Source organism: Micromonospora sp. MH33 (assembly GCF_003013775.1).
GTDB lineage: Bacteria > Actinomycetota > Actinomycetes > Mycobacteriales > Micromonosporaceae > Micromonospora > Micromonospora fulviviridis.
On sequence record NZ_MUYZ01000346.1, the window covers coordinates 1 to 6657 of the forward strand.

6 protein-coding genes and 1 pseudogene are annotated in these 6657 nt (G+C 67.2%); 2 read left to right on the plus strand and 5 right to left on the minus strand.

Annotated features, from left to right (window positions below; translation table 11 throughout):
• The 4 genes from B0E53_RS37150 to B0E53_RS31720 all read right to left on the minus strand — a co-directional run.
• On the minus strand, window positions 1-307 hold a 307-nt coding region (locus tag B0E53_RS37150; RefSeq protein WP_210406291.1), incomplete at its 3' end, for a hypothetical protein.
• Window positions 304-657 (minus strand): hypothetical protein, encoded by a 354-nt coding sequence (locus B0E53_RS31710; protein WP_107079341.1) that lies wholly within the window; start codon window positions 655-657, stop codon window positions 304-306. The genes B0E53_RS31710 and B0E53_RS37150, both read right to left, overlap by 4 nt.
• Window positions 658-854: 197 nt before the next feature.
• Entirely contained in the window at window positions 855-1055 is a 201-nt protein-coding gene (locus B0E53_RS31715; RefSeq protein ID WP_107079342.1) for a DUF397 domain-containing protein, read from the minus strand.
• Window positions 1048-1770, minus strand: a complete 723-nt coding sequence (locus B0E53_RS31720; protein ID WP_210406292.1) for a DUF5753 domain-containing protein — start codon at window positions 1768-1770, stop codon at window positions 1048-1050. Before B0E53_RS31720 ends, B0E53_RS31715 begins: the two co-directional genes overlap by 8 nt.
• A gap of 128 nt (window positions 1771-1898) precedes the next feature.
• On the opposite strand from B0E53_RS31720, the gene B0E53_RS31725 reads away from it, so the two are divergent.
• Complete coding sequence (locus tag B0E53_RS31725) at window positions 1899-2558, plus strand: chitosanase (protein ID WP_107079343.1); 660 nt, start codon at window positions 1899-1901, stop codon at window positions 2556-2558.
• 1056 nt (window positions 2559-3614) lie between these two features.
• Here B0E53_RS31725 and B0E53_RS40470 read toward each other — a convergent pair.
• Window positions 3615-4419: pseudogene (locus tag B0E53_RS40470) on the minus strand (IS630 family transposase); the annotation flags it as partial.
• 486 nt (window positions 4420-4905) lie between these two features.
• On the opposite strand from B0E53_RS40470, the gene B0E53_RS31745 reads away from it, so the two are divergent.
• The gene (locus B0E53_RS31745) at window positions 4906-5991 is read left to right on the plus strand and encodes a hypothetical protein (protein ID WP_107079345.1); all 1086 of its coding nucleotides are present in this window, start codon (window positions 4906-4908) and stop codon (window positions 5989-5991) included.
• The last annotated feature ends 666 nt before the right edge of the window (window positions 5992-6657 follow it).

Genomic DNA, 6657 nt, shown 5'->3' on the forward strand with positions numbered 1-6657 from the left:
ACTCGATTCCTTGGACATGGAGCGTCGCCGGGAGGGTACGCCTCCCGACGCTCATCCACAGGTTTCGAGCATTGCTCTTGACGGCTTCGTTGAGAGCGGTGCCGACTTCGTTTTGAGCGCGTGGGTCGATCAGTTGGCGACATCGGGAGGGATCGACCACTCCAGTAACCGGGTCGGTGAGGACTTCTGCCAGCGCGGATACGTTGTTGCTCACCGACGGCAGGTCGCCGATCGCACCGCTCGCGAAATGCGCTGCGCCGATCAGCAGGGCATTGGAGAGTTGCCGGTCCGGCAGGCGGGCGCTCATGAGTTCTCGCCAGCTGCCTCGCACGCCTCCCGCAACAGACGGGTGGCGGTGCCTGCGTTCGCGGCGTCAATCTCGACGCGCCGACACGTGTCACCGGTGGTGATCTCGACACTGATCTTGGCGCGACGAACCGAGAGCCATGCGCTCAACGTGCCGCCGAGCGCGGCTACCGCCCCGCCGCTCCCGAGCGCCACGGTCAACATCTCCGTGACGCCGCCCATGTCATCCGGCTTCAGCCCCGCTGTAACTGACTTGATCCGACCACGCAGTTCGTCGTCGCGCTGGAGCCAGGAGAAGAGCGACGCCAGTTGGTCAGCCGGGTCGTCAACGAGGGTGATGCTCGCTTGCACCCCAACGATGATCCGCTACCGGGCAAGGGAACGCCATACGCCCGAAGCGTCGAGTAGGCGACCAGTCTGAGCGCGTCGATGAAGGCCTCGGCCAATGATCGATGGCGTCCGTACCGTCTGGATACCGAGGAACTGCCTGGGATGATCCTGAAGCGCCTTGGACTCCGTCACATGGCGCGGGGGTCCTGACGCCCGACTCAGGCGGACCTGTCGCTTCTCATGGTGGCCACGAACGCGGCCCAGGCAGCCGGCTCGAAGCTCAATAGAGGGCCGCCGGGGTTTTTGGAGTCCCGTACGGCGACGATGCCGGGAAGGTTGGTGGCGACCTCGACGCAGTTGCCGCCGTTGTCGCCGCTGCGGGTGCTCTTGCGCCAGACGGCGCCGGTCAGGTCAGTCATGGCGCCCCTCTCCGATGACTCTTTTGATCATGTCCCTTGATTCTGCCTCACTCAAGGCCAGCGCATCCAGCCCAGTCCAGGCGTTCTCATAGGCGCGCAATTCGTCGGGCTTGTCCAGGTAGAGCGCTCCGGTGAGGGACTCGCTGTAGACGACGGACGGCTCGGGGGATCGGCCTCCCTTGCTGGCGGGAAAATCGAGGATGACGAACGAGTCGGCGACTGATCCCGGGTGAGGGCCGGCAGCGAAGGGCACGACGCGCAGGGAAACGTTCGGTAGTTCGGAGACTTCGACCAAACGGGTGAGCTGGCCTGTCATGACCCCTGGTCCACGGACCGTCCTCCGGAGTACCGCCTCGGACAACACCGTGTCCAAACGTGGGGCCTGCGGCAGCCTGCGGGTTAGAAGACTCTGCCGCTGGAGTCGCACCTCGACCGCACGCTCGCGTTCTTCAGCGTTGAGCCGGCTGCCGGGCTGGTAGAGGCCCAGGGCATAGGCGCGGGTCTGAAGCAAGCCGGGGATCAAGTTGTCTCCGTATTCCCGGAGGTGGGCGGCCGCGGACTCCAAGCCGACGTATAGCTCGAACCAGTTCGGTACCGCGGCCCCGTACGCGTGCCACCACCCCTTCGACTTCGTCTCCGCGGCTAGCCCTTTCATCGCCTCGGTCAGCTCTGTGGAGACCCCGTACAGCTCGCACATTGCCTTGACGTCGAGCACCCGGACCGCGCCCAGGCCGCACTCGATGCGCCAACCAGCGGTGGATCCTGCCCGGCGGCGGCACCACGCCCAGCCCGTCGGCCCAGACCGGCGCCTCCCTCGACGATCCGGCGAAGAAGGACGTCGCCATGCAGATCGTCTCGGCGGCGGAGAACTCCTCGCTCGACTGGCGCGCACAGTTCTCCTACATCGAGGACATCGGTGATAGGCGGGGCTACACCGCCGGCATCATCGGCTTCTGCTCCGGCACCGGCGACATGCTGGAACTGGTGGAGGTGTACACGAGAACCAAGCCCGGCAATGTGTTGGCGGGCTACCTGCCGGCCCTGCGCGCCGTCAACGGCAGTGACTCACACGCCGGCCTCGACCCGAACTTCCCCCGCGACTGGCGGACCGCCGCCACCGACCCCGTGTTCCGGGCCGCGCAGGAAGCCGAGCGAGACCGCGTCTACTTCAACCCCTCGGTCCGCGACGGCAAGACCGACGGCGTACGGGCGCTCGGCCAGTTCGCCTACTACGACGCGGCCGCGATGCACGGCTACGAGGGCATGCGGGCGATCCGCAGCCGCGCCCTCGCCCGGGCGAAGCCGCCGACGCAGGGCGGCGACGAGCGGACCTGGCTGCACGCCTTCCTCGACGAGCGCGTCGCCGAGATGAGGAAGGAGGAGGCCCACTCCGACACCTCCCGCGTCGACACCGCCCAGAGGGTTTTCCTCAACAACGGTAACCTCGACCTGAACACACCGCTGATCTTCGCCGTCTACGGCGACCAGTACCGCATCGGCTGACGCCCCGCCTCCCGATCCGCTCGTCGCCGCCATCCGCCTGACGAGCGCCCAGTTGCGCGGCAGGCGCCGTTGACGTCGACGTGCCCCCGCCAGCGCCGGATCCCGCGGCTGCCACACTTCTCTCCATGACGGTGTTCGCGTGCCTTCGTTGCAGAGCCACGCTCACAGACGACCTGGATGAGATGCCGTTCGCGAAGCTGCCCGAGCCGGCATCTCCGTCTGACCTCCAACCCGGTGAACACTGTCCGGCATGGGTGCCCGTTGGGAGGTTTGCCGTCGACGCCGATCCGTTCGGACCTCCCCACGTGCCGAGCCCTGGCAACGAGCGGTTCCTAGTCTCCGTGGGACCCCGAAATACTGTCCTGATCAACCCGGACGACCTGCTTGTGCGTCGTCTACATCCCGACCACCGGCGCCGCAACGGCTGCTGCGGTCTAGACGGATGCGATGGCCCCAACTTGGTGTGCAGCTGCGGAGCAGAGGTCGCGACCGAATCGTCGGACTGCTGGACAGCGCAGGTGGTGCGACTGCAACCCCTAGCCGTGGTCCGAACCGCCGGAGCGGACCGGAACCCTGAACCCCGCTGATTGGGCGTCGACCCTCCCAGACCGGGCGGATCGGCTCGCTGACCTGGGCGGAATCTCCCGCCTCCTTGAAACAGCCGACAGCCGTTGCTGTCGAAGAGGCCACCCGCGCTCCGTCACCCGGCGCCCCGGAACGCCTGATAACCGCTGTAACGGTGTCGGCGTATTGGGCAGGATCATCGGTCGTGACACTTGTCCTGCCGCCGCGCCTGACAGCCTCGGCTCAGAGCTTGCGCGATGCCGCTCACCGACGCGGACTACGCACCGTCCAGCTCCCCACGTTTGACGTACCCGCCGGGATGCGTGCTGATCACCTTCACGCGGGACCAAGCTTCGCCGACGTCGTCGCACCGCTGCTCCGGATTGCGCCCTTGGAGGCTGCACCTGGCTGGCTGACCGGGCTTCCCCGTGAACTTACCCGCCGGGAGATCACCCTGAATCCCATCGGCGCCCGGATCTTTCGGCCTTTGTACGCGGACAGGTTGTCCAGGATCACGTTGATCGGCGCGCCGTCCGGACGGGCGGCGCGGATCGACTTGAGTGCGGCGAGGGTGTTCGCGGCGCTCTTACGACGGCGGACGACGCCCCAGAGTTGGTCGTCGCCTACGGAGTAGCAGCCGTGGAACTGCCGGACCCCGTGCAGCTTGTGGTAGTTCGCGGGCAGTCGGTGCGGGTGCCCGGCCGGCGCCCACCCGGCCCGTGCCTGCGGACGGATCACCAGGGGGCCGAACTCGTCGAACGCGAACACCCGCTGCGGGAAGCGGCTGCTGACGTACTCGATCCGAGCGAGTTTGGCGTCACGCTGCGGGTCGGTGGACTCCTTCCACGTCTTGGTCCGCTGGAAGGTGATCCGGTGCCAGTGCAGGATCTGCCGCAGCCGTTCCCGTCCGATCCGGATCCGCCGATCGCAGTGAACGCGCAGGTGATCGGCGAGCTTGCGGATGCTCCTCCGGGTGAACGATCGCCCCAGTTTCTCGGGGCTGGTGTTGGCTGTCTCGACGATGAACTGCTCCCCGTCAGGACTGATCAGGCGGGGACGGCCAACCGCTCACCGAAGGTCTCCCCATCTCGTTGAACTGGTGGATGACCTGCCGGATCGTGTCTTCGTCGGCTTGGACCAGGCGGGCGATGGCCGGCACCGTGTTCCCGCCGGCCGAGGCGAGCACGACCATCGCCCGTCGCAGTCGGATCGGTGAACCGGTCCCCGGCGGGTGATTCTGAGCAGCTGCTGACCCTCCTGGTCACTGAGCCGCCGCAACGCGTACAGGTTCTGCCACCGCCACAGCCTGACCGCCGCGATGCCGCCCAGCCGACAGGCCAGCCGGCGTGTCAACCAACACCGTGAACGTTCGTGGTCACGGCACTAGATCGACGCGTCGCCGAGGTAACGGCAACGATGTCCGCCGGGGTCGCGGCGTCTGGCACGACCTTCCGATCTGCACGGCATCGGAGACGTTCTCGCTGCGAGGATCCTGGCTCGCTCCGGCGCTGTCCGCAGGCTCCGGTCGCCGTCTGCCTTCGCCTCGTACTGCGGCGTCGCGCCGATAGAAGTCTCAACGGTGACATCCGACGTGCCTACGCGCAGTCAAGCTCAGCATCCTCGACGTGCTGCCGGAACCGCAGAACCGGGGCCGGCTCAGTCTTCGCTAGAGTCCCTCCACTGTCACCCTTCGCTCAAATTACGTCACATTTAGTTAACTCGCGGCCGAGTGACCGATGGCATCCTGACTCCGCCCATTGTCATCCCTCTATGGAGGTTGCACGTGAGAATCCAACGCATCGCCATCGGGTTGGTCGCAGCCCTCGCCCTGTCCGGAGTCACCAGTCCCGGCGTCGCCGTCGCGGCCCCCGCCACCCCGGCCGGGCCGAACAGCGATGTCATCAGCAGCCCGGCCCAGCTCAGCCCGGACGTGGCCCGCACGGTCACCGGCACCGGCGCTGACGCCCGGCAGCGCGCCCTGACGACGTACTGGAGCCCGGAGCGCATGAAGGTGGCCAAGCCGGACACCGAGATCCCCTCGGTGAAGGCGGCGCTCGCCAAGCGCGACCGCGTCCAGGGCTCGGCGAAGAGCATCACCGGTCCGCAGGGGCCGTCCGGTAGCGTGGCGCCGGCCGCGCCCGCGGCCACGCCGAAGGCGAGCGCCTCCACGGACGACTCCTCCGACGTCGGAACGCAGGCCTACTACCCCAACTACCCCGTCGGCCACCCGGTGGCCCGCACCTCCGGCAAGGTCTTCTTCACCCTCAACGGCCTCAACTACGTCTGTTCGGGGACCATCGTGAACACCGAGGGCAAGTCCTCGGTGTGGACGGCGGCCCACTGCCTCACCGGTGGCGGGGTGTTCGCGAGCAACTGGATCTTCGTGCCGAACTACAGCAACGGCGTGGCCCCCTACGGCCAGTGGTCCGCCATCCAGCTCTGGGCCACCACGGCTTTCTTCAACAACAACAACGACTTCGCCAACGACGTCGGGTCGGCCGTGATCGGCCGCGTCAATGGCTGGCGGATCTGCGACTACCTCGGCGGCCAGGGGATCGGCTGGAACTTCCCGATCGGCCAGTACGTATACGCCTTCGGCTACCCCCAGGCGGCCCCGTTCAACGGGCAGCTGCTCACCGCGGAGAACGGCCCCACCTACGACGGGGGCGGCGGCACCATCTACATGGTCAACTACATGACCGGTGGCTCCTCCGGCGGGGGCTGGCTGATGCAGTTCGACGGTAACTGGGGTTACCTGAACGGCCACAACGACTTCAAGTACAACGCCCTCCCGCAGTACATGTTCTCGCCGTACTACGGCAACCAGGTGGCGAACCTGTTCAACACCGTCCGTTCCATCTCCGCCTAACCAGCAGCAATAGGCGCCGGGTCCGGCCACGGACCCGGCGCCGTTCCATGCCGCGAGTCGGCTGACGACCCCAGCGAAAACGGGGCCCACGTGGCCCCGTCCCTGGTGCTGGCCTGGCACCAGCACAGACGGCAGGCAACCGGACGCTGGGGGTGGCGCGACGGCGGGACTTGAACCGCGGAAATCCCACGCGCCGACCGGCACGCTTGCCTGCCCGGAAGTCGGACCAGTTCTTCAAGCCGCGCGCCAGGTTGTCCAGGCCGGTGTTGTACGCCTCCTTGGAGCACTCAGCCCACCACGGCGTCACATCCGACTTGGCCGCGTTCCACGCCCTGCGCAACGCGGCGAGATTCCACCCGACGGCCGGAGTCAGCAGTTCCTCGGGCGTGCCGTAGGAGCGTTCGGCGGCACGCTGGTCCATGACCGCCTTCACCCTGGCGAGACCCCAGGTATACGCCACCCTGGCCGCGCCCGCATGCGCCCTGCTCTGGCGCTGGCGCCGCCGGGCCGCACACTACTCAGGCCGCTGACATCGGCGAGGGGTGCGGATTGCTGGGAGTGACTTCGTAGGTCAAGCAGCGAGTTGGTAGCGGGCCTGGTGGTTGCGCTGGTGTTCTTGGCCCAGATGGTAGGTCCAGTAGCGGTCGAAGTCGCCGTTGGCGAGCA